The sequence below is a fragment of the Paenibacillus sp. FSL L8-0436 genome, from assembly GCF_038593025.1.
GTDB lineage: Bacteria > Bacillota > Bacilli > Paenibacillales > Paenibacillaceae > Paenibacillus_AQ.
In genome coordinates this window covers 1,072,320-1,098,412 of sequence record NZ_CP151955.1, presented here as the reverse complement: position 1 = coordinate 1,098,412, position 26,093 = coordinate 1,072,320, and the positions used below count along the sequence as shown (strand labels likewise).

At 51.8% G+C, this 26,093-nt stretch carries 19 protein-coding genes; 5 read left to right on the top strand and 14 right to left on the bottom strand.

Annotated features, from left to right (window positions below; all coding sequences use genetic code 11):
• Nucleotides 1-122: 122 nt before the first annotated feature.
• The 7 genes from NSS79_RS05050 to NSS79_RS05020 form a co-directional block, all read right to left on the bottom strand.
• The gene (locus NSS79_RS05050) at nt 123-641 is read right to left on the bottom strand and encodes a mismatch-specific DNA-glycosylase (protein ID WP_342438522.1); all 519 of its coding nucleotides are present in this window, start codon (nt 639-641) and stop codon (nt 123-125) included.
• A gap of 31 nt (nt 642-672) precedes the next feature.
• Complete coding sequence (locus NSS79_RS05045) at nt 673-1,239, bottom strand: RNA 2'-phosphotransferase (RefSeq protein ID WP_342438521.1); 567 nt, start codon at nt 1,237-1,239, stop codon at nt 673-675.
• Nucleotides 1,240-1,460: 221 nt separating this feature from the next.
• Nucleotides 1,461-2,288 (bottom strand): nucleotidyltransferase domain-containing protein, encoded by an 828-nt coding sequence (locus NSS79_RS05040; protein WP_342438520.1) that lies wholly within the window; start codon nt 2,286-2,288, stop codon nt 1,461-1,463.
• A 329-nt stretch (nt 2,289-2,617) separates the two neighbouring features.
• Nucleotides 2,618-4,663 carry a DUF6449 domain-containing protein gene (locus tag NSS79_RS05035; protein ID WP_342438519.1) on the bottom strand — a complete coding sequence of 682 codons (2,046 nt, stop codon included), beginning with the start codon at nt 4,661-4,663 and terminating at the stop codon, nt 2,618-2,620.
• Nucleotides 4,617-5,519, bottom strand: a complete 903-nt coding sequence (locus NSS79_RS05030) for an ABC transporter ATP-binding protein (RefSeq protein WP_342438518.1) — start codon at nt 5,517-5,519, stop codon at nt 4,617-4,619. The genes NSS79_RS05035 and NSS79_RS05030 overlap by 47 nt, the downstream gene beginning before the upstream one ends.
• Nucleotides 5,512-5,898 (bottom strand): GntR family transcriptional regulator, encoded by a 387-nt coding sequence (locus NSS79_RS05025; RefSeq protein ID WP_038586399.1) that lies wholly within the window; start codon nt 5,896-5,898, stop codon nt 5,512-5,514. Before NSS79_RS05025 ends, NSS79_RS05030 begins: the two co-directional genes overlap by 8 nt.
• Before the next feature lie 197 nt (nt 5,899-6,095).
• A complete protein-coding gene (locus NSS79_RS05020) occupies nt 6,096-7,772 on the bottom strand; it encodes an MFS transporter (RefSeq protein WP_342438516.1) in 1,677 nt (558 codons plus the stop codon).
• Between the two features lie 153 nt (nt 7,773-7,925).
• Here NSS79_RS05020 and NSS79_RS05015 point away from each other — a divergent pair, with 153 nt between their 5' ends.
• Nucleotides 7,926-8,543: a TetR/AcrR family transcriptional regulator gene (locus tag NSS79_RS05015; protein WP_342438515.1), complete on the top strand. Its 618-nt coding sequence runs from the start codon at nt 7,926-7,928 to the stop codon at nt 8,541-8,543.
• A 135-nt stretch (nt 8,544-8,678) separates the two neighbouring features.
• Here the strand turns inward: NSS79_RS05015 and NSS79_RS05010 are convergent, their stop codons facing one another.
• The gene (locus NSS79_RS05010; protein ID WP_342440302.1) at nt 8,679-9,809 is read right to left on the bottom strand and encodes a polysaccharide deacetylase family protein; all 1,131 of its coding nucleotides are present in this window, start codon (nt 9,807-9,809) and stop codon (nt 8,679-8,681) included.
• A 506-nt stretch (nt 9,810-10,315) separates the two neighbouring features.
• Between NSS79_RS05010 and qoxA the strand changes: the two genes are divergently transcribed.
• Genes qoxA through qoxD form a run of 4 tightly spaced genes read left to right on the top strand, consistent with a single transcriptional unit; the run spans nt 10,316 to nt 14,207 of the window.
• Entirely contained in the window at nt 10,316-11,332 is a 1,017-nt protein-coding gene (gene qoxA, locus NSS79_RS05005; RefSeq protein ID WP_342438514.1) for a cytochrome aa3 quinol oxidase subunit II, read from the top strand.
• Between the two features lie 43 nt (nt 11,333-11,375).
• On the top strand, nt 11,376-13,319 hold the full coding sequence (qoxB, locus tag NSS79_RS05000; RefSeq protein WP_342438513.1) for a cytochrome aa3 quinol oxidase subunit I: 1,944 nt from the start codon (nt 11,376-11,378) through the stop codon (nt 13,317-13,319).
• Nucleotides 13,316-13,912 (top strand): cytochrome aa3 quinol oxidase subunit III, encoded by a 597-nt coding sequence (gene qoxC, locus NSS79_RS04995; RefSeq protein ID WP_038586387.1) that lies wholly within the window; start codon nt 13,316-13,318, stop codon nt 13,910-13,912. The genes qoxB and qoxC overlap by 4 nt, the downstream gene beginning before the upstream one ends.
• A 1-nt stretch (nt 13,913) precedes the next feature.
• On the top strand, nt 13,914-14,207 hold the full coding sequence (qoxD, locus tag NSS79_RS04990; protein ID WP_342438512.1) for a cytochrome aa3 quinol oxidase subunit IV: 294 nt from the start codon (nt 13,914-13,916) through the stop codon (nt 14,205-14,207).
• 245 nt (nt 14,208-14,452) lie between these two features.
• Here qoxD and NSS79_RS04985 read toward each other — a convergent pair whose 3' ends face one another.
• From NSS79_RS04985 to NSS79_RS04960, 6 genes are all read right to left on the bottom strand, one after another.
• On the bottom strand, nt 14,453-16,162 hold the full coding sequence (locus NSS79_RS04985; RefSeq protein ID WP_342438511.1) for a methyl-accepting chemotaxis protein: 1,710 nt from the start codon (nt 16,160-16,162) through the stop codon (nt 14,453-14,455).
• Between the two features lie 199 nt (nt 16,163-16,361).
• Nucleotides 16,362-17,048: an ECF transporter S component gene (locus NSS79_RS04980; protein WP_038586381.1), complete on the bottom strand. Its 687-nt coding sequence runs from the start codon at nt 17,046-17,048 to the stop codon at nt 16,362-16,364.
• Nucleotides 17,021-18,766, bottom strand: coding sequence for an ATP-binding cassette domain-containing protein (locus NSS79_RS04975; protein ID WP_342438510.1), 1,746 nt, complete (start codon nt 18,764-18,766; stop codon nt 17,021-17,023). The genes NSS79_RS04980 and NSS79_RS04975 overlap by 28 nt, the downstream gene beginning before the upstream one ends.
• The gene (locus NSS79_RS04970; RefSeq protein ID WP_052091827.1) at nt 18,682-19,626 is read right to left on the bottom strand and encodes an energy-coupling factor transporter transmembrane component T; all 945 of its coding nucleotides are present in this window, start codon (nt 19,624-19,626) and stop codon (nt 18,682-18,684) included. The genes NSS79_RS04975 and NSS79_RS04970 overlap by 85 nt, the downstream gene beginning before the upstream one ends.
• Nucleotides 19,623-20,537 carry a DUF4430 domain-containing protein gene (locus NSS79_RS04965; RefSeq protein ID WP_342438509.1) on the bottom strand — a complete coding sequence of 305 codons (915 nt, stop codon included), beginning with the start codon at nt 20,535-20,537 and terminating at the stop codon, nt 19,623-19,625. The genes NSS79_RS04970 and NSS79_RS04965 overlap by 4 nt, the downstream gene beginning before the upstream one ends.
• 148 nt (nt 20,538-20,685) lie before the next feature.
• Nucleotides 20,686-25,932 (bottom strand): DUF4430 domain-containing protein, encoded by a 5,247-nt coding sequence (locus tag NSS79_RS04960; protein ID WP_342438508.1) that lies wholly within the window; start codon nt 25,930-25,932, stop codon nt 20,686-20,688.
• Nucleotides 25,933-26,093 lie beyond the last annotated feature (161 nt).

Below are 26,093 nucleotides of genomic sequence, written 5' to 3'. Positions count from 1 at the left end.
AATATAATATAGTATTTTTTGTTTCTATTTCAACATTGTCAAAATAATTGATTAAATAACCAATACACGAATGGAGGGAATATAGTGTGATTTTGTATAGAATACAGTTATCCGACTCTAAGTCAGTCATCCTTATGGGTGAAATCATATAGTCTCCGGTAAATAGCCACAATCTCCGGCATCGGCATCCGGACGAGTCCGCTCGACGACGGAGCGACGAACTCGCTCACGCCATCCACTACCGGTTCTGTATGCTCCTGAAATCCCCAATCTGCTTTTGGTTTACGGCTGAATTCAGTGTACACGCCCTTGCCTACAAAGCAGGCTACCTCCGGCCGGTAGAGCGTCAGCTTGGCACCAAGCAATTCCCGCCCCTCGGCATACTCCTCGCGGGTAATATCCTCGGCCCCGCGGGTTGGACGGGCTACAATATTCGTAAAGCCGTAGCCAAGCTTCAGCAGTTCACCGTCCTCCGAGGCATCATAGAGGCGCGGCGTCAGTCCTGACTGCTCTAGAATACGCCAGAAATTATTGCGCGGATTCGCATAATGATGCCCCAGCTCGCCCGAGCGGAGACTTGGATTGAATCCAATGAAGACGATCTGCAATCCGTGATCCAGGTGATCCGGCACCTCTTCCATATCACATTCCTCCTGTACTGGAGATTTGGTGCTATTGTTCTTCCGATGCACTTAATGGCGCTATGCAGGCAGGCGGAACCGGCTCAGCCAGCCATACCTCATTCCCGGCATAATAGAAGGTTACACCAGACTCTACAGCCTTAACCGTATCCACGGCGAGCAAAACAAGCTTGCCTCTGCGGCTTCCGGCCAGAGTTGCGAAATGCAGCCCCTCCGATAAATGAACATACTGCCTTCCCATCGGCTGCAGCCCCTCTTTTACAATCGCCGGCAGCGCATTCTGGTGAGTGCCATGATAGAGTACGGACGGCGGTGTTCCCGGTTCATAGGCAACTTTGGTGTGGCTGTGTCCGTATCTCGCTTTGATCCGCTCCCCCTCAATGGCGAACCGCTGCTTCTCACTGTTCGTGACCGTTTGGCGGATATCTTCTTCTGTAATATGAGACCACTTCGGGGCTGCGTTTATCACTGCGAGCAGTTCCTCCAGCAGACAGGAACCATCCTCCGGATCTAGAAATAGCCCATACTGCTGCGGAGTGTGCCGAAGCAGCTTGGTCATAAATTTGCTGAGCGAAACCTCAGCGCTATGGTTTAACATACATTGCACCTCTTATAATCACTTTCGTATAATCAATTTCGTATGGGATTCCATCCCTATAGCTTACAACCGCGGATCCACCGGCTCAGACTCCAGTGCCAAAGCAGCAAGCACGCATTCATGAATCCGCTCCAGCGGCTCCTTTTAGCAAGCAGATGAGAGAGCATTCCTGCTCCTGTTCCTGTCGCCTTGATAATTAAATGCATAAGGTTGATCTCTCCTTAGGATTCGCTTTGATTTCCCCCGCTAGAAGTCCAGCGGCTGTCTTCTCCCCATACTTCCAGCAGCGCGGCCCGGAACAGTTCATCCAGGGCAGCATCCGCTACACCGCCCCCGCTTCCAAATTGCGAAGCCGCAAGCTCGAAATGCGCGATCTGCTGCTCCAGATAAACGTTAATGACTTCCAAACGCGGCTCCAGATCCAGCTCCTCGCCGGACATTTTACGGTGTAGAAGCTCCAGTACAGCCTCTCTAAGCTCGGTTCCTTCAGGAATCAGATCCAGGGCCAGCACATTGAAATCCAGTGGCGGTACCTCCTCGTATTTCTCGATCCAGGCACACGCGAGCAGCGGACGGAGAACGTAGAAATATTTCTTAATTTTGACCTCGCTGCCTTGCAGATAGGTACGGTAATTCCCCCGTGCCATGTGCAGATAATGATAGATACAGGATTTGGGCGAGAAGCTGAGCGGTGATAGCTTGCGGATACTGTCCGCCACCGTGTAATTTTGCTCATACCGGATGGGGGATTGCAGCCATTCCAGCAGCGGCGGATTGGATTTGCGGAAGAGGGTCAGCCCTTTCCTCAGATCCCAGCCGTTAATATCGAGCAACTCGCTGATCGGCCGTTCAATCACATCCCGCTGCTCAAAGATCGAGAGATATGCCTCGGGGCGGCGCAAATACAGAAAGCGGACGTCATAATCACTGTTCTTCGACGGAAACCCCCAAGCTCGGCTGCCCGACTCACAGGCATACAGAATGCGTACATTCTCCTCCGCCTCAATGCCACGCAGCTCGCGGAGGATCGATTGATGAATTTCAGACATGCTTCATTCTCCTTTCGGACTCTGCCGAAATACAAAAAAAGCCATGGACTCCATTCGTCCATGGCCGGGCACCATCTTATAGCAGAACTACAGTTAGAGTATTCCGGCAACCGCCTCACAGGCTGCTGACCGGAAATAACTAAACGCTGCTAACGCTGAACAGTAACCCAAGGCGGACAGATGAATGGAAGATAGATGATAGCATTATGCGAGTGTAGATTATTCCCTTGTTCAATCATCTGTCCAGACCTCCTGCCGTTCTTGTATTTTCCAAAAGCATAATCCACCCATCCAGTTTCTGTCAACCCGCAGAAGCTAAAACCAGAATCTTAAGGAAGCAGTGATTTTATAGCGGGCGTAAGGTCTTGTTTCCTCAGCGATATATAAGTCACTTCTCCGTACTTATACTTCATCTTTACTACATATTCGCCGGTTTTTCCGCTATAGTAGCGTTCTTTTCCCAGAATATCGCCGATAATTTTCTTATCCTTAGTGACCGCCGCAAGACCTTCGCTGCGCGCCAGCTCAAAATACCGCTCAATATTATTCCTGCTTGCCGCGTCAAGCTTATCAATATACCCATCCTTTATAATTTCGGCGGATTCCACATCCTGTGTCTGGGTACGAATTTTATCCGCGTATCCCTTTTCGGCCAGCCAGCCCTCAAGCTCATGATAGGAGGGTTTCCACTCATAGCCATAATAGAGCTGGTAGCCCGTTTCATCCGGCTTGCCTATCGTTTGGATAGAAGCCTTGGAAACCCGGTTGTCCAGCTGATCTTCATAGGACATGTTCAATATCTCCCGTTTCAGAATTTCCTTGAATTCTTTAACCTCTTGAGGATCGGAGATCGAAACCGCTTTATTTTTGTTGCTGATTCTCAGACTCTCCACATTATCGCCAAGCCGGGAAAGCATATATTCGTTGCGCTTGAACTCCTTGTTCTCCATGATCGCCTTCAGCTCCGGTTCGAAGCCGGCTGATGGAATCCAGTAAGACCGCAGCATCTGCCGCCCATTCTTCAACTGGTAAGCAATGCTGAACTGCCTGCTGCCGATAGAATTGCCCAGAGAACGTTCTTCCTCGCCAGGCCGCACAGTGACAAGTGCCTGATGCAGCTTGCGTACAGCCTCAATATAGCTTTTGTCTTCATTGAAGACTTCCTTCTCTTCATAGGAACGGTTCTGAACTCCCATCGGGCCTTGCCCTGGTTCGGTCAACATCCAGAAATTGCTCCCGGCATAAGCCGCCGTGACTTTGTCCGCTGCTGGCACCCTGCTCTCATAGCCGGTAATCCCAGTGACCGGAACATAGAGCAGGAGTCCCAGCAGGATAGTATAGGCGGCGAAGTCAGCGAATACCCTGCGGGTCATGATCTGCCATGTCTTGCGAATGATCATTTCAGCTACAACATAGCCGATGAGTGCTCCGGCAATACAGCCGCCAATAAGCCAGCCTGTCTGCTGCGGCTTCACATTGCCAAAATAAGACACGGAAACCAGCATGGCGCAGAACATCACCCCTGCTTTGAACAACGGATTGAAATAGGTGAAGGCAATCGCCTGCCCAGCCTTTTCACTATGCCGTTTACGGTAAAGCACAAAGGACAGCATAATTACTAAGAGAGTGATCACGAAATATATCCATTTCTCTCCTGTACTGACCCTATCGTATGCATTGCTGAGTCTCACAATCTGCAGAACCGGCGACCAATTGACCATTCTATACTCATCATTATATCCGCCTGAATACCCGTACAAATACCTATTAAGATGCATGCTCGTCAGCATTAACAGCGCGGAGGGAAGAACGAGCAGGATATAAACAACAACCCCCTGGAGAATAGTTTGGCCTGTACATATTCCAACGAAGGTAGTGAAAACGAACAGGAACAAGGTGAGGAGGGTAACCGTCAGGCACCACTCCCAGACGTCCGCTCCTTGGTAAATGTACCTATTGCCGTCCAGCGGTGCCACGATTGCGGTCACTGCAGCAGTCAGCCAGACCGGAAGAAGCAATAGAATCAGGCCGCTCCATGTATGGGCAGCAAGTAAATGCTCCCGGCGCAGCGGCAGGCTGTGCCACAGATCCGATGAAGGCTTAGACTGCAGAAACCGGAAAAGGAATAGACCGGCTACCACTGGAAGTGTAGCGATAAAGAACACTTGCATATCACCGCCGATACCGAACAAACTCTCGACTTTCTCAGGCTCCGCATTCGGATTGCCGCTCAAGAACATCTGGAGCGGAAGAAAGAACATCAGGCCTAGCATGTATATAATTCCAATCCAGCCGTGCTGGCGCAAGTTTTGGCGGATTACGCTGCTGTTAAAGAAGAATCGGCTGCGCGTCATAACCGGCATCCCCCATTTCATATATAAAGATTTCCTCAAGTGTCAGCGGCAATAGATCCAGTACATACGGATCGTACACCCGAAAAACCTGCCCGATCCGCTCGCGGTCCCCTTTTACAATATAGAGATTAACGCTGCCACGCTGTTCCTGATGAAGAATCTGCAGCTTGGCTGTCAGTACCGATGCATGCCGTTCATCCCGGAACGCCACCTGCACTTTATGCGTGTCCGCTTTGAGATCGTCCAAATCCTTCTCCACCAGCATTTTGCCGCCGTGCATAATGCCGACATGATCGCATAGATCTTCAATTTCCCGCAGGTTATGTGAGGAGATGATGACGGTCATCCCGCGTTCGGACACCTCCTGGAACAGCAGATTCTTGATCTGCCGCCGCATGACCGGGTCAAGCCCGTCGATCGGCTCATCCATGATAAGCACATCCGGGGAGCAGCTTAGGGCGAGCCAGAAGGACGCCTGGCGCTGCATACCCTTGGAGAACCGGCTGAGCTTGCGGCCTGTATCGAGCCGGAACATTTTCCCAAGCTCCTGAAAGTGCGACTCATTCCACCCCGGATAAATAGAGCGGTAAAAGGCGGCCATGCTCTTGATTGATGCCTGCGGGAAGAAATAAGGACTGTCCGGCATGAAAATGATCCTTTGCTTCACCTCGGGGTTTTCAAAGACCGGCTTCCCTTCAAACTTAACCGTGCCCTCTTCCGGCCGGTAAATACCGGCGAGCGTCTTCAGCAGTGTTGTTTTACCCGCACCGTTCGATCCGAGCAGTCCGTAAATGGCTCCTTTATGTACAGTCAGTGAAATGCCGTCAACCGCTTTTTCTCCCTGAAAAATTTTGCTGACGCCGCGAATTTCAATCATGTTTCTCCCCCTCTCTCTGATCCAGCACCTGACGGTACAGCGCACCTATCTCGCTTTCGGTAAATCCGAGGTAGACGGCTTCGACCATCAGGCGCAGCAGCTCATTCCGCACTTCCGCCCTCTTGCTCTCGTTCAGACCCTGTTGAAGCGGAGCCACGAAACTCCCCTTGCCCTGCAAGGAATAGATGTAGCCTTCCCGCTCCAGCTCCCGGTAGGCTTTCTGAATCGTATTCGGATTTATGGTGAGCTGAGAGGATAAGATCCTCACCGAGGGAAGCTGTTCATCTGCCCGCAAAATACCATGCATTATCATCTCTTTGATCTTGCCGGTCAGCTGCTCGTAAATCGGCTTGCGGCTGCGGACATCCAATTCGAACATGACAGTTCTCCTTTCTGATGTTGTATCACAAACTGTGTCTAGGTGTATTAACTGTACTACTATTATTAGTACAGTTAGATATACATGTCAACCCTCAAAACAAATTAAATTAGGCCAACCACAAATTACCGGCTGACCTAATCTTATAAAGCCCCAAGGGTCTTTCTTCTATATATGCACGATATACACGGAGAACTCTATTGCTGCGGCAATGCAAGTTCCCCAGGAACCCCGGCCCCCTTCCGTTTCCGGCGTTTGTCGCTGAACAGTGCGAATACAGCACCCGGAAGCATAATAAGGCTGGCTAAAACGTAAGTTCTGCTGTATGCCTGTTCAGCTGCATGTTTCATGTCTTCTCCTGCACGCGTCAGGACGAGCTCCATCTCCCGGGTTTGCCGGCTCCGGTCAGCGGCAAATGCCTGCTGATCCGAAGGGGCAAGCCGGGCAGCAGCAAGCTCCACCTCCTTCAATACCTTCCCGGAGGTTTCAGCCGGTGAGCTTTCCCCATTGGCCAATGAACCCGCCGCATCAGCAATCACTGTTTTGAGAAAGGGCTGGAGCACAGCATCCTTCTCCACCGCCTTCACCGTACGGACGGAAGCCGCATGCAGCCCGTCGCTGGTATTTTGCTGCAGCACAGTAACGATAATAGCTACCCCGATCACACCCCCCAGTGACTTTGCCATATTCGTAATCCCTGATGAGATTCCCACCTTTTCCTCTGGCACGTTGCGCACGGCTGAAGACATCACTGGTGCCATGGTGAACCCAGTGCCGATACCGGCCACAACCAGACGGATCAATACTTCCGGAAGCGTTGAGTCTGCATGCAGTCCGCTTAATGAATACATCGCTCCGGCCATCATAATCATTCCAACCGCCCCAAACAGCTGGCTGGCGTATTTATTGGACAACGGCCCGGAAAGGGCTGAGCTGACGATCGAGCCCACCGCAAGCATGGAAAGTACAAGTCCGGCCCGCAGTTCGGTCATCCCCATCATCCGAGTCAGGAAGAAAGAGGTCAGCAGAGAGATATTCATCAGCCCCGCACCAACAAAAAGCATAGTTAACGTTGCACCGTTGAACGGGGGAATTCTCAGCAGCGACAACGGGAGCATCGGCTCCTTCCCTTTCCACTGTGTGAGGAAAAAGAAGACGAGAAACAGAACCCCTGCAGCCAGCAGTAGCAGCGTCATCCGGGAGTTCCAGCCATAGTCCTGAACTTTAATCAGCGCATAGGTAATAAAAAACATCGCCCCGGTTATTCCCAATGTTCCGCCATAATCAATGGATCGGCCTGCAGTGTCATCTCTGGATTCCTGTATAAACAGACAAGTAAGCACCACACTCAGCACCCCCAGCGGCACATTGACAAAAAAGATCCATTGCCAGTTCAGATTTTGCGTAATAATCCCGCCAAGTGCCGGCCCGCTCGCAGCCGCAACGCCTGAAACGGCTCCCCATATGCCGATGATCAAGCCGTGCATCTCCTTTGGAAAGGTTGTGGTTGTCAGCGGAATGGTAACCGGAACAATGATTGCCCCCGCAAGTCCCTGAAGGACTCTTAATCCAATGAGCATTCCAAGTGAAGAAGCAAAGCCCGCGAGCAGCGAGGTCACAGTAAACAGCACCACACCGGTGATAAATATTTTCTTCCGTCCGAATTGATCGGCCAGTCTTGAAGCCGTGAGAATGAATACAGCAAACGCCAGATTATAACCATTTATCACCCACGAAATTTGCGATACGCTGCCGCCAAATTGCCTCGTCATTTCAGGCAAAGCAATATTTATAATCGTCGTATCCAGCAGCGCCATGAAAAAACCCAAAACAATTGCCGTGAAAGAAAATACCCTACGCATTCTGATGCTCAATTTCATCTCTCCTCATATGTGAACTATAGTTCATGTTTGAATTATATGAACTAAAGTTCATGTTTGTCAATAACAAATTTGAACTCCAGTTCAACTTTTATTGACAGTCAAATACTGCTCCTCTACAATCGGTTATAAGGGGGGGCTTTAACCATGAGTGAAATGGAAGACAAGACAAGAACACCGCGGCAGGACCGCAGCATCAAGACCAAGGAAGCCATCGTTCAAGCCGCCATGAGGCTTTTCTCGGAGAAGGGCTACCATCAGACCAATACGAAGCAGATTGCTGCTGCAGCGGGTGTATCCACCGGCAGCTTCTATTCCTATTTCATAGATAAACGGGCCGTATTTATCGATGTGCTTAAGGACTATAACGATACCTTGCAGGCTCGGGTTGAGGCCTATATGTCCGAGATCAACTTCCATAATCCAGATAAACACGCGCTGCTTACCCATTTGGTAGACAGTCTACTGCTCTCCCACGAGGTTTACATCGGATTCAATAAGGAACTCTCCATTATGTATCTTAGCGATGATGATATTACGCAACTGATGGATGCCCAATATGAGGCCGGCCGCATCAGAACGCTTCAATATCTTCAAATGGGCAAGGATGAGCTTAAAATTACCGATCTGGAAGCTGCTGCAATCCTCGTGTTTGAATCTATCAACGCCATTGTGGACGTGATTGCATTTTCGCCCCACCGCATTTCAATCGAAAGGCTGAAGTCGGAGCTTGTCAGTATGCTCGTAGGGTATTTGTACATATGACAAGGCTATGCTGCCGGGCATACAGATACGGACCCCTAAACCAACTCGCAGCACAAAAAAAGCGGCTTAAGCAGAAAACAATCTGCTTAAGCCGCTTTTTACACTCTTTCTACCTCTTGCCGTAAACGCTGACGATCAGCGCTTATCCTTCCAAAAATTCAGCGGCTCCATATCCTTCGTAATAATCTCAAAGGTATAGCCTTCCTTCTTCAGTGTTTTGAGTACGTCCGGCAGCACTTTCAGTGTAGCTTTCTGATCATGCATCAGGATAACAGGATTGCTGTTGGACTTTTGCAGTTTATGGACCTGTTCCATAACCGTATTATAGATCCTGGCGCTGTTCTCCTTGTATTTCCAGTCGTTTGAGTCCACATTCCAATCCCACAGATGGAAACCCTGGCTCAGCACTCTGTCCCTGAAGGATTTGGTGAAATAAGGTTTACTTCCGTACGGCGGACGGATCAGCGTTGTACTGGAGCCGGTGATCTTCTTCAGCACTGCATTATCAGCTGACATTTCGGCAAGCGCTGCACCCGGAGAAGCATAAAACTTCTCTTTGCGGTGAGTCATGCCGTGGAGTGCGAGTCCGTGGCTTTCCTCTTCAATTCGTTTCACTGCCGATGGATACCGGTTCATATTGGGTCCAAGCATAAAAAAGGTCGCCTTTACCTCATTTTTGCCCAGAATATCCAGCAGTTGCGAAGTCGTTGCCGACGGTCCGTCGTCAAAGGTAAGATACACTATCCTCCCTTGCTTGCCCGGGGTTGTCTCCGTAGCCGGCTTTGCGCTGACAATCGGCTTTAATTCGCTCTTGAATTGGCTTACGAACGCCGCATCATCCAAAGCCGCTGAAGTATCCCGCACTCTTAGTAAATATTTATCCGGCTCAAAGGTTATCATATACCCAAGATAAGTACTTATCCGCAGCGGAACCATCAGCGATCCATTCTGCACAAAGGTACTTATTGGAACAAGGGTATCATTCGGGAGTTTGGCCCCTCCGTCATTTTTGAGCAGTAAAAGGGATTTGCCGCCTCCGGCGATCTGAACCCCTTCCTGAAGCATGGAAATGTTCCACTTCAGCTTCTGCGCCAAAGCGCGTACTGGAACATAATAGTTACCTTTTACAGAAACAGCTTCTATTTCCGTCAGTGTGTCGTTCACACCAAGACGTAATGAGGCATTCGTTCCGGCTGCGATTGCCGTGTTCTGTAGAATACCGAAACATAAGAATAAAGACATGAATAACAGCATTGTTTTTTTCATTCGCACAAGCAGTAATCTCCTATCTATGTATATTTATCTATACTTTATCACACATAGATAGATTTGAATTTGAGAGATTGTAACCGCCCAAAGAATATCTTGTTACTTTTTCACAGTGACAAAAGACATATTCTTAATATTTATCAAAAAATCGCAATAATCGTCGAAAGCTGTCACGGCCACAAAAAGCGGTTAAAATCAGGCTTTATTGCACAAATTAATTGTGACGAAATTAGTAACATTTGTGAAAAAGTGAACGAAATTTGAACAACCTTAAAATTACCTTAAACCGCACCACTACAGTGATCTTTGTCATACCTTTCGACATTTGTAACAATTCGATCACATATATTTAACTTGTTCGCCATTATTAAGGTCTTATGTGGATTTATTGTTAAAATATGTATTTTGCATTATGGGTAAGTAGTTCTTACTATAGATACAGGTTAATGTTTCTTGGCTAATGAACGGCAATGAAAAGAAGTATTGAAGGAAGGAGTTCTATAATGAAAAAAAAGGGTCCGTTATACGCTTTGTTCCTCAGCCTAATCCTTCTTCTGCCGGGATGCAGTTCGCTCACCGTTCTGAATCCGAAGGGTCCGGCCGCACGCACTTTATCTGACACCATCATCCTGTCCATTCTGGTGATGATCGGGGTCCTGGCAGTTGTCTACATCTTATATATATTCGTACTGGTGAAATACCGGGCGAAGAAAAGCAACGAAGGTTACATTCCAGAACATGAGGAGGGCAACAAGGTTCTCGAAGCCATCTGGATTATTATCCCGATTATCATCGTAACCTTTTTGTCAGTAGTGACTGTAAAATCAACCCATGCGGTTGAGAATGTCGCGAAGGAATACAAGGACCAGAAGCCTTTGGTTATTTTCGCCTCTTCTTCCAACTGGAAATGGCATTTCAGCTATCCTGAGGAGGGAATTGAAACCGTAAACTACGTCAATTTCCCGATTCACCGTGCGGTAGAGTTCAGACTGTACTCTTTCGGCACCATCACCAGCTTCTGGATTCCACAGCTTGCCGGGCAGAAGTATGCGATGAGCGACATGCTTACAAAACTTAATCTCTCCGCCGACACCGCAGGTTCATTTATCGGCAAGAACTCGAACTTTAGCGGTAAAGGCTTCGCCCACATGGAATTCGAGGCGCTTGTGATGAGCGACAAAGAATATGCCGAATGGGTCAAAGAGGTTAAGGATACCGCGCCTAAGCTTACGGAGGATGAATTCAAAGGCCTGCTGGCTGCCGAACATCTTGGACGCAAAACCTATTCCTCCACCCATTTGGAGTTCAGCCCGCCGCCGGGAGACCATAGCGAGCATATGAGCGGGGATGGTACGGAAATGGATATGGATAACGGAAATATGGATCATCAGGATAACAAGGACATCCACCCTTCCCCTGAACCGTCCAGCCAGACCGAATTTGACAGCGAGCCCAACCCTGAGTTGAATCAGCCGCTTCCAAGCTCACCTGTAGAAGAACACACACACGAGGGCCACTAACTCGCTCACAGTTTAATGTAACAACCTGAAAGGAGCTACCCTAATGGATTTAGACAAATTTAAGGTTCACGGCGAACCCCTGATATACGGAGCAATGATCAGTATCGCTCTTGCGACCATCGGGATTCTCGTTGGGCTTACCTATTTCAAGAAATGGGGATACCTCTGGCGCGAATGGCTTACAACTGTAGACCATAAGAAGATCGGGGTTATGTATATCCTGGCCGCACTGCTTATGCTGTTCCGCGGCGGTGTTGACGCCATGATGATGCGTCTGCAAACGGCAGCGCCGGAAATGAAATTCCTCGATGCCCAGCATTATAACGAGGTCTTTACCACCCATGGTCTGATCATGATTCTATTCATGGCCATGCCGTTTATCATCGGTTTAATGAACGTGATTATCCCACTGCAGATCGGCGCGCGAGATGTGGCCTTCCCGCGGCTGAACGCGGTCAGCTTCTGGCTCTTCTTCATGGGAGCTATGCTGCTTAACATTTCGTTCGTGATCGGCGGCTCTCCGGATGCCGGATGGTCGGCTTACTTCCCGCTAGCGAGTCTTGAATTCAGCCCTACGGTCGGTAATAACTATTACTCCCTGGCGCTGCAGATTTCCGGTATCGGGACACTGATCACAGGCATTAACTTCATCGTGACGATTCTTAAAATGCGTGCACCAGGCATGACGCTGATGAAGATGCCAATGTTCACCTGGTCCGTACTGATTACGAACATTATTATCGTATTTGCCTTCCCTGTGCTGACTGTGGCACTTGCCCTGATGATGTTCGACCGGCTGTTTGGCTCTCAATTCTTCACGATGGCCAACGGCGGGATGGATATGCTCTGGGCCAACCTGTTCTGGGTGTGGGGACATCCGGAGGTATATATCGTTGTTTTGCCGGCATTCGGTATTTACAGCGAAATTATCGCCACCTTCTCCAAAAAGAATCTGTACGGCTACACATCCATGGTCGTCAGTATGCTGCTCATCTCCCTGCTGTCCTTCCTGGTATGGGCTCACCATTTCTATACCATGGGCCAAGGGGTTATGGTCAACAGCTTCTTCTCCATAACGACTATGGCGATAGCTGTGCCTACCGGGGTTAAGATATTCAACTGGCTGTTCACCCTCCGAAAAGGACGAATAACCTTTACGACCCCGATGCTGTACACATTAGCTTTTATCCCGATCTTCACCATCGGCGGGGTTACCGGCGTTATGCTGGCAATGGCCAGTGCCGATTACCAGTATCATAATACAATGTTCCTGGTTGCGCATTTCCACTACGTGCTGATTCCGGGCGCCGTGTTCGCCGTTATCGCCGGGTTCCATTACTGGTTCCCTAAAGTATTCGGCTTCCGCCTGAATGAACGTCTGGGCAAGCATGCCTTCTGGTGGATTATTATATCCTTCAATGTCACCTTCTTCCCACTGTTCTTCCTGGGACTAATGGGTATGACCCGTCGGATGTACACCTACTCAGAAGAGACCGGCTTTGGTCCGCTGAATATGCTGTCCTTCGCCGGTGCTGTCGGCCTCGCGATCGGATTTGTTATTCTGGTCTACAACATCTACTGGAGCACACGTTACATGCCGAGAGACACAACAAGCGATCCATGGGATGGCCGTACACTGGAATGGGCTACACCAAGTCCGATTCCTGCTTATAACTTTGCAATTGTGCCAAAAGTTCAGACGCGTGATGCCTTCTGGTCCGCGAAGCAGGATAATATTCCGCTCTTTGAAGATAAAATTACTAAAATCCATTTACCAAACAATACCGGGAAGCCATTTATCCTGGGTGTCATCTTCTTCTTCCTGGGCTTCTTCCTAGTATTCAGCATGTGGATTCCTGCCATCGTGGCCGGAATAGGCATCATCATCATGCTGGCTGCCATGTCCTTTGACCGGGATCACGGCTTCTACGTTTCAGCTGAAGAAGTTATTGCTACTGAAAAGAAATTGCGGGGTGAGACTGTATGAAAATAGATGCGTCCAAGCCGCTGGAATATTCAACAGAGGAGAACAGCAACAAGATTTTCGGTTTCTGGGTATTTCTCGGAGCTGAGATTCCGCTCTTCGCCACTTTATTCACCGTTTATTTAGTAATGGTCGACCGTTTCGCCAGCGGACCAAGCGGAAGCGAGCTGTTTGAAATCGGCCCGGTGCTGATTGAAACCTTCCTGCTCCTGTCGAGTTCGTTCACGATCGGGCTTGCGATCCATGCTATGCGTCTCGGCTACAAGAAGGCCATGATGGTCTTTATGGCAATCACACTGCTGATGGGCCTCGGCTTTATCGGCATAGAAATTGATGAATTCTTCACCTATGTTCATGAAGGGGCTACACTGCAAACCAGTGGATTCCTATCCAGTCTCTTCGTATTGCTCGGCACGCACGGTGCCCACGTCAGCTTCGGCTTCCTGTGGGGCGCAGCGATTATGATCCAGATCTGGCGTCAGGGCATTAATCCGGCTACCGCCAATAAAGCCTTTATCTTCTCGCTGTTCTGGCATTTCCTGGACGTTGTCTGGATCTTTATCTTCAGCTTCGTCTACCTGAAAGGACTGATGTGACATGATGAAGCAACTGTTCCCAATTCGCCATGTGATGGGTTATCTGGCCTCTCTGGTCCTTTCTGCCGCTGCGCTGGTTGTCATCTATGGTGATCTGTCCGATGGCTCAAATATGGCGGTTCTGCTGATTACAGCCCTTATCCAGGCTTCTCTGCAGCTCTTCGTATTCATGCACATCGGGGAATCCGCAGATACCAAGAAAGAGCTTTATATCAATATCGCTTACGCTTTGTTCGTCGGATTGGTTACCATCTTCGGAACCCTGTTCATCTTCGTATGGGGCTGGTACGCTTAAGAACAAGATAAGCTGGACAACACATTCAGGTCCACTCCGGTCATCCGATCCGGGGCGGGCCTTTTTTTTGTTTTGCTGGATGTTCAAAACATTAACCGCAATCTCAGATGTCTTTCAGTTAGCGCTGGTGAGTGATTCCGGCGATGAAATGAACATTCGGACATATATAAAAAGGAGAGGCCACCGGAACGTGAAAGTTCCGGTGGTCTCTCCTTATGTAGCCTATATCTGCTGCAGCTCTGTATTTAGAGTTTGAACTTGGCCAGTTCCTTCTGCAGGTCCTCGGCAAGTGTGGCAAGATACTGGGCAGAAAGCGACATTTCCCCCATCGCAGACAATTGCTCCTCACTGGCAGCACTTGTATCCTGCACTTCCCCTGCGCCTTTGCGGGAAATCTCATTGGCGTGTTCCATGGCCTGTGATACGGCCTGCGATTCCTGTGAGACATGCCCGACAGCCTCTCTGATGCCCTCCGTCTGCCGGACGGCATCATTAATTGAATACTGTATTTCCTCAAACGCCTGCGAGACCACTTCACTCTGCGCAAGACCCTCTGATACCAGTTGTGTTCCCAGTGCCATTGAATCTACCGCACTGGCGGTTTGCTGCTGAATGTCAGTTATGATTCCGGTAATTTGCAGCGAGCTGCTTCCTGTAGCCTCCGCCAGCTTGCGGATCTCTCCGGCAACAACAGCGAAGCCCCGGCCATGCTCCCCGGCTCTGGCCGCTTCGATTGACGCATTCAGCGAAAGCAGATTCGTCTGAGTGGCGACTGCATTAATGGTTGTGATAATCGTACTGATCTCCCCGGACAGATTGCCCAGATTGCTGACTATTCTCTGACTCGATGTAACACTAGAGTCAATTTCCTTCATCTGTGCAAGGATTCGCTCAACAGCTTCTGCGCCGCGGTCTGTCGAGACGGCAGCCCCGGCCATCAGTTCAGCCATTTCATTGCCGCTGCGCTCGACGGCGGCAATATCCTCCGTCATGTTCTGCACGGATGCTGTCGTGCGGCTGATGTTCTCGACCTGGACATCAAATCCCACGGCTATTTCATTCGAGGTTTCGGCGATCATCTGCGAAGCGCGTGCGGTCTGTTCTGCACTGGCACTCATTTCCTCCGACGAGGCCGACAGCATCTCCGCACTTTCCGAGACCCCTTGCATCATCACTTTAAGACTATCCAGCATCGAATTGAAGGAAAGGTTGATCTGGCCGATTTCATCCTTGGCTGTATAGGATGCAGCTACGGTCAAATCACCCTCTTCTGCCCGCTTCATCAATCCCTGCAATTCTTTGAGCGGCTTCGTAATCAGCCGGGTGATTATAATACTGATCAGAATGCAAAGAATCCATGCCGCAGTAATCAGAATCGTGCTCACAGTTGAGGAAGTCTTAGCGTCGGCTAAAGCAAGCTCATTATGCTCAGCCGCATCCTCAACCAGCAACCGGGATGTATCATCAAGCAGACTGACCATCAGCTTCCTGGACTCGCTAAAAGACACACCCGAGAAAATTTGATAGCCTTCAGTATTAAGATTCTTGTTGGCAAGCTGAATGATATTATCGCGCTGTGTCCGGTAATCCGGCAGCAACGACATATACTCGTTGATTTTATTGCTGATTTCAGCATCCTTGAAGGCAATTAACTTCAATTGCCCCAGCAGCTCATTGTTTTTTGCAATGTTTTGCTTAATCCCCTCGGTCAGCTCTTTGCTCTTGACGGTTTCCTTGGTAAGCAAAGCTTCCAGCAAAAAAGATTCAATCGACCGGTTGTTGGCCCGCAGCTCCGTAACCAGGTAAATCGGCTGCAAGTTCCCGCTATAGGTTTCTTGGGATCGCTTGGCCATTTTTTGGGTGGAAGTAATACCAATCGTACCAAGACCGATCAGCATAGCAACGACAATTGCCACAAACAATGCCATTTTATATTTCACTTTCAGATGTCTCATGTCCTATTCCCGCCTTTTTGTATCTTGCTGTGTTATCTTATTCATCGGCGAAAAAGGTCGAAATAATGATGATTAATCACGAAAAATGTCGAAATAAACAGAAAAATATCCTAATTTAAGAACACTCAGACCTCTTAATGACTGAAATAACATGCCAATGTAATTTCACGCAACAGAATCCATGAGATCAGCGGCCTAATCATTCCTGCAGCAGCCCGTATTTCTTGCGGAACCGCTCCAGCACCTTGGTCCAGCCACCGGCCAGAATTGCCAGGAAAAATACATTGGACAAGGCATGGGCCAGATCGAAATAAAAGCTCGAGACGTATGCGGATAACACAAGCCCCCAGCTAAATGCATCCGGCAGGCTGATAATGTACCAGATATTCATAATCCAGCCGAACAAAAACCCCCAGATGAAGCCGAAGAGAAGCAGGCCGCCTCGTTTCTTCATCCACCAGGTATTCCTCAGCCAGCCCGCCGTCAGGCCCGCCATCCCCCAGGCAAACATCTGCCAGGGCGTCCATGGACCTTGCCCGAAATAAATATTGGATACAAGCGCGGCTACCGCCCCGATGATAAAGCCAGCCTCGGCCCCAAAGACATAAGCGGATAAAATGACAATAGCAGACACTGGCTTCACACTCGGCAACGCGGCAAAAGGAACCCGGCTGACTGCAGCGATTGCCGACAGCACGGCCAGCAGCACCAGCTCCCGCGATTCCAGCGGGCGCCGCTCCAGCCGGATAAACAGCGGCAGCAATGCCGCTGCAAGCAGCACGAGGCTGAGCAGCATATAATGACGGTCCTTCAGCGCTGACGTAAGTGCCAGACCGGCCAAAAATACACCTAAAGCAATTAACAGCGGAAGCCGGAATCTTGCCATGTTCTGATCACATCCTCAAGAGTCAATGCTTGCGGCAGCAAATCCCGCACCATGCGGTTTACCACCGTTGTATAGAAATAGTTGCTGCTGAAAAACTCCGCCGGAGTTCCCTCTGCTGTAATGCTTCCGTCAAACAGCATCGCGCAGCGGGTTGCGTATTTTGCAGCAAACTCCACATCATGCGTCACGATAATAATGCTTATGCCTTGCTCCAACAGCTGCCTTAGCAAGGCTGCCAGTTTTTCCTTCGCCCCGGGGTCCAGCCCCTTGGTAGGCTCATCCAACAGCAGAACGCCGGGCTTCAGCAGCATTACCATGGCCAGCGCCAGCTTCTGCTGCTGGCCGCCGCTGATATCATGCGGATGGCTGTCCAGTACTTGATGAAGCTGAAATACATCCAGCAGGGCTTCTATCTCCCGTTTCTCCTCCTCAGGAGACATGCCTGCATACCGGGCCATATGCCGCAGTTCCTCCGCTACCGTGTCATAGCTGAAATAGAGCAGCGGGTTCTGGGCCAGAAGTCCGGACTTCAGCCCTTTGGCAGACCCGACCTTGCCGCGCTGAGGCTTCACCAGCCCGCCCAGTACATGCAGCAGGGTCGATTTCCCCGCGCCATTCCCGCCCATGATAGCCAGCAGCTCTCCCCGGTGCAGGGACAACGTCAGCTTGCGCAGCACCTCCGGGCCGTCCTTCTCATAACGGAAGGTGACTTCCCGGCAGCTGAGCAGGGGTGCTGCGGCATTGGCTTCGCCGGTGAAGCGTGAAGCTGCACCGTCTTGTGATGCTGTTGCACAGTCTGCGGTCACAGGCGGATGGACGCCCGCAGCAGAGTGTGAGCCGCTGGAAGCCGTAGCTCCAGCAGGCGCTGCTGCTGCGTGTGAATGCAGCCAGCGTTTGCCCTCACGCACCGTCAGCGGAATGGATTCCAGCGGAACGGATGAGGCCTCCGGTGACAGGGCGAGGAATAACCGCGACGCTGTCGGCAGGTAGGCCTGATGACTTGCGTTCGGTCCCTGCCCGGCTCCCCGCACGAATCCGCGGGGAGTGTCCTGGGCTTGCAGAACGCCATCCTCCAGCATCAGCACCCGGTCGGCCAACGGCAGCACCTCCTCCAGCCTGTGCTCGCTGATGATGACCGTCATCGACAGCTCCTCATTCAGCCGCTGCAAGGTCTGGATAAACTCGCGGGCAGCGACAGGATCAAGCTGTGAGGTCGGCTCGTCCAGCAGCAGCAGCTTGGGCTGAAGCAGCAGCACGGAGGCCAGATTCAGCAGCTGCTTTTGTCCACCTGAGAGCTCATGCACCGATTTGTACAGCAGCGGCTCCAGCCCGAACAGCCCGGCGATTTCCGCCAGCCTGCTGCGCATGACCGATGGCGGATAGCCCATATTTTCCATCGCAAAAGCCAGCTCATGCCATACGGTATCCATCACAATCTGCGCATCCGGATTCTGGAATACAATCCCGATATCCCCGGCTGCTGTCTCCGCAGGCAATTCCGTCAGCGGCTTCCCTTGATAGCTGATGGACCCGCTGTGCAACCCTACCGGAGCAAGCTCCCGTTTCAGATGGCGCAGAAGTGTTGTTTTGCCGCAGCCTGAAGGGCCGAGAAGCACAACGAACTCGCCCTCCTCTATCGTAAATGAGAGCTCATGGAGCGTGTCTCTCTCTGCATCGGGATACCGGAAGGAAAATCCTTCCGCCGCGATGATCGCCATAACCATTTCTCCTTTCCTTCCAGCCAGAGGGGGATTCCTACGAACAGGCAGAAGCCGGCATACATGACCGCCTCGCCTGAGCCCCAGGCCATAGGTTTCATCCGCGGATATATCTCAAAGATGCCGTACCCCTGCAGCCAGCCAAACAGCGGAATTATGCCGCTGAGCGAGAGCAGAGCCAAGACGGTCTTGTCCTGCCGGTCAAGCCTGTAAATCCCGTACACACTGCGTTTGCGGATGCCGTAGCCGCGTGCTTTCATCGAATCGGCCGTCTGCAGCGCCTCCTCCAGCGACCAGGTCAGAAGCACCTTGAGCAGGGTCATGCCGTCCCGCATTCTTTTGCGCAGCTTTCCCTTGCTTACATCAATGCCTCTGATCTGCTGAATCAGGGAGATTTGCCGCAGCCGCCGCTGAAACAATGGCACAAAACGGATCGTCATCAATGTCAGCAGGGCCGTCTTAGGCGCTGCCCCGGCGAACAGGTACATAAATTTATCCGCCGTTACCGTGTAGTTGTAAGAAATGAACAATATAAAAATCGTCAGCAGCACGGTCATCATCATCAGTCCGTAGAACACCGCTTCCAACGTAATCGGCTGATCCATAAAATAAAACAGGATGTGCGAGCCCCGGTGCGAGAACAAAGGATTAATCACGGCCACCGAGCCGGCCATCAGCAGGTAAAAAGGCAGCCCCCGCAGCAGCTTCCGTCCCTGTCCCTGCAGCAGCAGAAGGCCAAGCAAGCCGGCAATTTCCGTTACCAGAAACAGCGGATGAAACAACAGGGCAGCGAACAGCAGCAGCCCTGCATAGTATAGCAGGGCTACCGAAGGATGCATGGAGCGGAAGCCGCTGTTCATGGCGCTTTGGCTCCCAGATCTTTACCCAGATCCAGGGTGTACAGCCACTCAATAGCATCCCCGGGCTGTACAGTATAGCTTCCGGCACCTTTGCCCGGAAACTCCCCGTTCACCTTGTACATCCAGCCGCTCTCTGCGCCATGGTCGAATTCATACAGATTGTCTATTCCCTCCACATAGGCGAAGCCCTTGGAGCCCTGGTATTCCATCTGTATTTTGTTCTTGCGGGTAATCCGTTTCAATAGCTCCAGCGCACTTTCGCCCTTCTCAATTTCAAAGGCTGCCGGAGCCAAAATCACGCCGTACTCCTCGTCCCCTGTGATGGAGACGGTAGCTGTGCTCTCCGCAGCAGCGGGCTTCGCAGGCGCTGCCGTTTCGGACGGCGGCTGCGTAACGGCAGCCGCTGGACGCGCGGTCGCTGCCGGCTTATTCGTGCCGGCAAACGGACGAGCGGTAGCTGCGGGCTTGTTCGCGCCGGCAGACGGACGAGCGGTAGCTGCGGGCTTATTCGCGCCGGCAGACGGACGAGCGGTGGCTGCTCCGGCGGTGCCGGCTGCCGGGCTATGCGCAGCCGGCGCCGTAGTGCCTGCAGGCACGGGACTTGTCACCGTGCCTGCAGCGGTGTCAAGCGGCGCAGAGGCCGCCGCTCCTTCAAGAGCCGCCGACGCCGCCGCGGAAGGCGAAGCGGGGCTGCCCGCCGGTTCTGACGGCGGGGCCGTGTTCGCTGCGTCTCCGTTTTGCGGAGACGCGGCGTTATCAGGGGCGGGGCTTTGTGTAGCGGTGGTATTTGCTGCACTGTTCAGATCGGAACCGGCAGACTGCTGCTCGCCGGAAGAACAGCCGGCCAGTAGCACCACCGCCAAGAGAAGAAGTAAGGGATAAAACAACCATCGTTTGGATTGCTTGGACATTAATTTTCACACCTCCGAAAAAAGGGAAAGGAACGGAGGCTGTCCTGCTGCTCCCCCGTTCCGTTCCTATACTCTATGTTTTCTTTTGAAGCTTCAGTCCGATGAACCTGTTACTCCGCTCAATCGCCTTCTTAAAGATAGATTACACTTAAGGCAATCTTACGGCTACGACGGCCGCCATTTCTCTGGTTACGGCACTTGATGGGTCAAACCCTCCATTGAAGCCGGTCATATAACCGGACTGCGTTACCGCATGGACCGCTGAAAGCGCATAGCTGCTGATCCGGCGCTCGTCTGTGAACTTCGCAGTCTGCGCCGAAGCCGCAGAACCGTTCTCCAGCTTGAACGCTCTGGAAATCATCACAGCCATATCCTCGCGGGTAATCCAGCCATTCGGATTAAAGGTTGTATCCGTAACTCCGCCTACCCATCCAAGCTCTTTCGCTTTAAGCACAGCTCCATAATACCATGTGCCGGCTTTTACGTCGCGGAATACTGGTGCAGCCGAAGCTGCAGCAGGTGTCTGATCTGTCAGTCTCAGCAGCAGCGCAGCGAATTCAGCACGGGTAATATTCTGCTTCGGTGCAAAAATCAGGCTTGATCCGCTGACGCCTTCCATCAGCTTTTGCTCATAGGCCTTGTGAACGGAGTCCAGCGCCCAGGCTGAAATTTTACTCTCATCGGCAAAGGACACACTGCCGGAAGCGGCTGGCGAGATGCTGAACAGCTTCGCCTCTCCGGCCAGGAACCGGTTGTACGCAGCCAGTGCCAGCAATGCCTGTTCGGTAGCCAGGCTGTTCTCAGGCTGCCCAGCCGAATGAGCATAGCCGCCAGTGCTTTGTCTGAACGAAGCCAGATGGCTGAGAAGTCCGCCCTTAGCTTTAATAAATCTGGAGTCATTAGGACCAACTCCGGCAGCACTCAGGGCAATGATGACCTGTGAGGTACTCTCGCTGTTTTCTGCTCCCGAGAGCTTGAAGCCGCCGCCTTCAAGCTGCTGCTGCGACAGCCAGGTGATCGCTTTATCCGCAGCCGCTTTTACTTCCGCCTGGTCATTATGGGATGAGAGTGCAGTAACCGCCATAGCGGTAATGTCCACATCATCGGTGCTGCCAGCTGTCAGCGGGAATCCGCCGTCTTTGCTTTGCAGTTCCAGGATGGACTTGATCAACCGTTCCTTAGTCCACTGCGCATTCGCAGGTACAGTATAAGAACCGCTGTCCAGGGCAATCAGGGCAAAAATGAGGCCGTTGCTGCCCTGGCTTACCATATGGTCATTGTTATAAATTTTCTCAATCAGATTATACCCGCCAATATTCTGCGGATCACCGCCGGCAGCGGCAACAGCCAGCGCCAAACGTTCATAATCCGTAACCTTGCGGAACTCCCCTTTATTCGCGGCAAGCTGCTCCTTCACTCCGTTCAAATAAGCGGCTGGTACTGTGTGGCCGGAACGGGCGAGTCCAATCGCCTGCCAATCGCTGATCTCTTCGGCTGCCGTGATTGCCTTGGCAGTAGCTGCAATATCGCTCTTCAGCTGCTGCGGCTGCGGCTCCCATTTACTGCGGTCCACTACGGCAAAGGCCGTGAAGTGACTGACCTTTCCGGTGATTACCCCACTTTGCGCATCCAGCGCAGCGGGAACCGGAATCCAGCGGCCGGTGCTTTCGTCAAGCCATGCCAAAGCCAGATTGGCAGGGTTTACCGCCGTAACCGGAACTGTAATCGAGAGATCTGCCGGCTTCACAAATTTCGTACCATCCGGTTTGAAATCATAAAGTCCTGATACCAGCTCAGCGCGTTCTGAATTAGTCTCGCGTACGCTGATCTTCAAATTTACGGACACGGAACCGGCTGGCAGCTGCAGCTTCACTTCACCGCCGCTGTCCTGCAAGGTTGCCGCCGTACCCGGAGTGACCTCCTGCTCGAAGACAGCCACGTTTGCCGCCAGCTTCTGCTTAAGGGCAGCCGCTGCTGCCGGGGTCATTTTGGTGCTCAGGTTCGAAACAGCAGTCGTCTGTCCTACTTGATTCAGCGGAAGGGTATTATCCGGGGTGATATCCACATTCACCGTGCTGCCGCCCGTGCCTGCTGCTGCACCTCCAGTGCCGGAGGAACCTCCAGCCGGTTCCTTCAGATCATCTCCGCCATTAACCGTATAACGCCAGGCTACGGCATCGCCGCTGCTCAGCTTATAACTTCCGGAGCTGTAATCCGGGTAGACACCGTTTACGGAGTACATCCAGCCGCTTTTCTCACCGCGGTCTCTTTCTGCCAAGCCATCAATCGCTTTAATGTATACACTGTCTCCGCTTCCGCCGCTGACAACCTTGCTTCCAAGCTGGCGGATCAGCAGGCTGTATGCGGTCTCTCCCTCGTTCAGCGTCATCTTGGTACCAGCCAGAATGGTTCCCTTAGTAGTGTCTCCAATGACTGTGAGCGTGGCCGATGCCGTCTCAGGCACTTCTACCGAAGCTGTAACGGTCAGCGGCTGCGTGTAGCGGGCAATCTTAGGCGTCCCGCCTTCGACATAACCGGTCACGGCCAGCGTGTATGTTTTGGCAGGCAGGCCTCCCTCAAAGGTTGCGAGCCCTTGCTCATTAGCAGTGATGGTTTTATCGCCAACAGTGACCTGCACTCCCGCAGCCGGTGAAGTCACCGGATCAGAAGTATACGTGTCATTATTCCAGATCCATTTCTTCTGCGTAACCTTAGCGGTGAATGCCTCACCCTGCTTCGGCTGCGCAGGCGAAATCTGTACCGAATCTACTACCTGCGTATTTTCTCCGGCATAGTAGACAAGCACTTTGTCGGAAGTCTGCAGAATATAATCATTTAAGCCCACATCCGGATAAATCCACGCCCCGCCGCGCGATACGGCAAAAGCCCAGTAACCCTGATTGTTGTAGGCTCCGTTCTCGATTCCATTAATGCCCCCTACAAAGATGCCGAAGGAAGATTCCGTAACCTTTAGCGGAATGTTGTTCGCATCTGCCAGCAGCTGCAGCGCATCAAACGCGTTGTATGCTTCCAGCGTGCCTTCAGCTACGGGACCCTGTGGTCCTTCAATGGACAGATAGGAGGTTACATTGCCCGGAGCTACCTTCAGCGAATCCGTATAGCGGGCAATATTTGGTGTGGCTTCCGCAACATAACCGGTTACGGCCAGCGTGTATATTTTGCCGGACAAGCCTCCTTCAAAAACTGCAACGCCTTGGCTGTCCGTAGTGACTGTTTTACCGCCAATGGTTACCTTCACTCCGGCTCCCGGTGAAATAACCGGTTCGGAAGCAAATGTCGTGTTATTCCATACCCACTCCACCCCGGTAACGGTCACTTTAAACGTTTCTCCCGGTTTTGGCTGCGGTGGAGATACTGCAACGGAATTAACTACCTGCGTATTGGCACCGGCAAAATAGACAAGCACCTTATCCTGCGCCTGCAGTTTGAAATCACCCATGCCTTCGCTTGGGTAGATCCATTTCCCGCCGCGCGACACCAGGAAGTTCCAATAGCCGTCATGGGTTCCGTTCTTAATCCCATTAATGCCCGACACATAGCTGCCATAGGAGGACTCCGTAATCTCCAGCGGAATATTTCCGGATGCCGTAAGCTTCTTCAATGCCGCCAGCGCGTTGGATGCTTGCAGCGCTCCCTCAGCGACCGGCCCCTCAGGTCCTTCAACCGACAGATGGACTGGTACATTCTTGGAGATTACCTTTACAGCTTGCGAATATTTAACGATAGTTGGTGCATTGTCCGCAACATAGCCGGTTACGGTTAGCGTATAGTCTCCTGCCGGAACACCTTCGGCAAATACCGCTTTGCCGTCTTCACCGGTTATTGCCTTCCAGTCTCCGACCGCCACCTCCACACCAGATGCACTTGAGGTTACAGGACTCGAAATATTTGTGGCATTGTCCCATACCCATTTTATCTGGGTAACCGTGACTGAGAAAGGCTCCTCCTCACCCGGCTGCGACGCGGACAGCGTCAGCGAATTCACCAGCTGCGTATCATTGCCCGCATAATAAACGAGGACCCGGTCTGCTTCCTTAAGTTTAAAATCCTTCATTCCTACATCGGGATCAATCCATGCCCCGTCCCGGGACACAGCATATTTCCAGCCATCCCAGCCGCCGTAGATTCCGGCATGGATACCGCCGATTCCCGTCACATAGCTGCCTGATTCATTCTTAATCGGAAGGCCCTTCTGGACTGCCACTTTCTCCAGTACCTCGAGGACATTGCCTGCGTATGCCATCCCTTCTCCCAGCGTGTTCTGCGGCCCTTCAATTACAAGGGGCACATACACTAACGGATTCGGAACCGCAGGCTTAGTGAAGTCATACAGCTTGCCGTTTCCGCCCCCGCTGTACAGGGTGTAGGCCACCAGCGCCTGCAGCCCCTGCTCTGTAGCAAATGCATTTACATTTCCGCCCTGATTATGGGCAAACCCGCCGCCCTCTACGCTGAAGCTGAGCAGTCTGCTTATCAGGTCTGCTTCACCCTTGGTGAATTCTGCTCCTTCCGGGTCTACCCCGAAGGAGGCAAGGCCGATAATGACCTGTGCCGCGCTTTCGCTGCTGCCTCCAAAGCCACCGTTGCTGTCCTGCGCAGCGGACAGCCAGGCTACTGCTTTTTGCCCGGCAGTTGCAACCGCCGGATCACTCTTATGCGCAGCAAGGGCCGTCAAAGCCATCGCCGTCATATCCGGCTCGCTTGCCCCGGAAGTCAAGGCGAACCCGCCGTCTGCATTCTGCTTGGACAGGATCTCGCTCAGCAGCGCCGCTTTGCTCCATTTGGCATCCGCCCCAATGGTATAATTGCCGGAATCCAGTGCCAGCAGCGCATAGACCGGATTGTTCAGCGTCTGGCCGCTCATTTTGTCACTGTTATAGATACGCTCAACCAGATTATAACCCGGCTCAGAGCCGTTTCCGGCAAAATTCGCCGGATCAGCCCCCACGGCTTGTACCGCGAGCACAATCCGTGCATAATCAGTGATTGCGGCAAAGCTGCCGCTGGCCGCCCGCACTTTTTGCTCCAGCAGCCGGACATAACTTTCCGGTACTTTGTAGCCCGCCTGTGCGAGGCCAACCGCCTGCCATTCTGACGTCACACCGCTGCTGAGCATATACTCGGCAGCCGCATAGGTCGCTCCGGCAACGGTAATCTGCTGCTTCGCTGTTAATGCAGCCGCAGCCGGCTCTGCACCAGACTCGTCTGCTGCATATACAGCAGACGTAACACTTTCCGTTCCCCCGGACGCGGTAGCGGAGACCGCCCCGGCAAACACTTGTCCTGAAGGAACAAGCGCTGTTCCCAGAATCGAAATAACCAGCAATAAAGCCAGGCCAAGCATAAAGGACTTGGCAGAGAGAAGAGTCTTCATCGTTAACCTCTTTCCGTGAATAAAATAGTGAAGCAGCGGACAACAAGAAGAAACGGCTATGCTGTCCCTTTCAAAAGGACGGGGCCGTTTCTGCGAGAGAGAAGGAACACGTACAATAACTGACTTATACTTCATCCTCATCCCTCAAAAAAACCGCCCCT

What these genes read in the sequence shown, in the direction of transcription:
- NSS79_RS05050 (WP_342438522.1), bottom strand. Translation starts at nt 641, where the DNA reads ATGGAAGAGGTGCCGGATCACCTGGATCACGGATTGCAGATCGTCTTC.
- NSS79_RS05045 (WP_342438521.1), bottom strand. Translation starts at nt 1,239, where the DNA reads ATGTTAAACCATAGCGCTGAGGTTTCGCTCAGCAAATTTATGACCAAG.
- NSS79_RS05040 (WP_342438520.1), bottom strand. Translation starts at nt 2,288, where the DNA reads ATGTCTGAAATTCATCAATCGATCCTCCGCGAGCTGCGTGGCATTGAG.
- NSS79_RS05035 (WP_342438519.1), bottom strand. Translation starts at nt 4,663, where the DNA reads ATGAAATGGGGGATGCCGGTTATGACGCGCAGCCGATTCTTCTTTAAC.
- NSS79_RS05030 (WP_342438518.1), bottom strand. Translation starts at nt 5,519, where the DNA reads ATGATTGAAATTCGCGGCGTCAGCAAAATTTTTCAGGGAGAAAAAGCG.
- NSS79_RS05025 (WP_038586399.1), bottom strand. Translation starts at nt 5,898, where the DNA reads ATGTTCGAATTGGATGTCCGCAGCCGCAAGCCGATTTACGAGCAGCTG.
- NSS79_RS05015 (WP_342438515.1), top strand. Translation starts at nt 7,926, where the DNA reads ATGAGTGAAATGGAAGACAAGACAAGAACACCGCGGCAGGACCGCAGC.
- NSS79_RS05010 (WP_342440302.1), bottom strand. Translation starts at nt 9,809, where the DNA reads ATGAAAAAAACAATGCTGTTATTCATGTCTTTATTCTTATGTTTCGGT.
- qoxA (WP_342438514.1), top strand. Translation starts at nt 10,316, where the DNA reads ATGAAAAAAAAGGGTCCGTTATACGCTTTGTTCCTCAGCCTAATCCTT.
- qoxB (WP_342438513.1), top strand. Translation starts at nt 11,376, where the DNA reads ATGGATTTAGACAAATTTAAGGTTCACGGCGAACCCCTGATATACGGA.
- qoxC (WP_038586387.1), top strand. Translation starts at nt 13,316, where the DNA reads ATGAAAATAGATGCGTCCAAGCCGCTGGAATATTCAACAGAGGAGAAC.
- qoxD (WP_342438512.1), top strand. Translation starts at nt 13,914, where the DNA reads ATGATGAAGCAACTGTTCCCAATTCGCCATGTGATGGGTTATCTGGCC.
- NSS79_RS04985 (WP_342438511.1), bottom strand. Translation starts at nt 16,162, where the DNA reads ATGAGACATCTGAAAGTGAAATATAAAATGGCATTGTTTGTGGCAATT.
- NSS79_RS04980 (WP_038586381.1), bottom strand. Translation starts at nt 17,048, where the DNA reads ATGGCAAGATTCCGGCTTCCGCTGTTAATTGCTTTAGGTGTATTTTTG.
- NSS79_RS04975 (WP_342438510.1), bottom strand. Translation starts at nt 18,766, where the DNA reads ATGGCGATCATCGCGGCGGAAGGATTTTCCTTCCGGTATCCCGATGCA.
- NSS79_RS04970 (WP_052091827.1), bottom strand. Translation starts at nt 19,626, where the DNA reads ATGAACAGCGGCTTCCGCTCCATGCATCCTTCGGTAGCCCTGCTATAC.
- NSS79_RS04965 (WP_342438509.1), bottom strand. Translation starts at nt 20,537, where the DNA reads ATGTCCAAGCAATCCAAACGATGGTTGTTTTATCCCTTACTTCTTCTC.
- NSS79_RS04960 (WP_342438508.1), bottom strand. Translation starts at nt 25,932, where the DNA reads ATGAAGACTCTTCTCTCTGCCAAGTCCTTTATGCTTGGCCTGGCTTTA.